1 protein-coding gene is annotated in these 613 nt (G+C 59.1%); it reads right to left on the bottom strand.

The features are described from left to right. The coding region (locus EN885_RS33780) for an SGNH hydrolase domain-containing protein (RefSeq protein ID WP_206616884.1) at positions 1-613 on the bottom strand (613 nt) is incomplete at both ends.

Below are 613 nucleotides of genomic sequence, written 5' to 3'. Positions count from 1 at the left end.
TTTGTCGGCGTCGGCGGCCAGGCAATCACCGGGATCGAACTTGACGAAAGGCGTGTTCCGAATGGCGATAATACGCACGCCCGTTCTGTTCAAGTCGCTCCAGATGCTGCGCAAACCGTCGATCATTGCCGGCTCCGGTGTGTCGGAATAGCGAGACTGGCTGGTGAACATCAGGTCTGGCCGCAATTTCCTGATCTCGGCGCGAACGTTGTCGGGCCATGTTGCGCAGGCCTCATACGGCTTACCTTCATCCGTCACCGCGGCAAGGGTGAAAGGGCATGCAGCCTTGGTGAAGGTGACCAATTTCCACTTGCGGTCCCTGGCAATCTTGTCGATGGCCGGGATCCATTGTGCTGCGTGTGAATCGCCTGCGACGACAATGGTTCTGGTTCCCTGGGGATCGCCGAGCTGGCAGCCCACAGCTTGCGTGCTGTCCTGCTCCTGATGGCATTTCAGTCGATAGACGATCGGTACGTCACGCCTGAGTTTGCCGAGGGATGGCAGCAGTTGCACGTCGCGCGGAACCGAAGCGTTGGCAAGAAGCGCTGCCGGCCCTGGATAATTCGGTGTTCCGATCAGGCTGATATCGACGTCTTGCCTGTGGAGCGCATAG

The sequence above is a fragment of the Mesorhizobium sp. M6A.T.Cr.TU.014.01.1.1 genome (assembly GCF_004022765.1).
GTDB classification, from domain to species: Bacteria; Pseudomonadota; Alphaproteobacteria; order Rhizobiales; family Rhizobiaceae; genus Mesorhizobium; species Mesorhizobium mediterraneum.
This window is presented reverse-complemented; position numbering and strand designations above follow the sequence as displayed.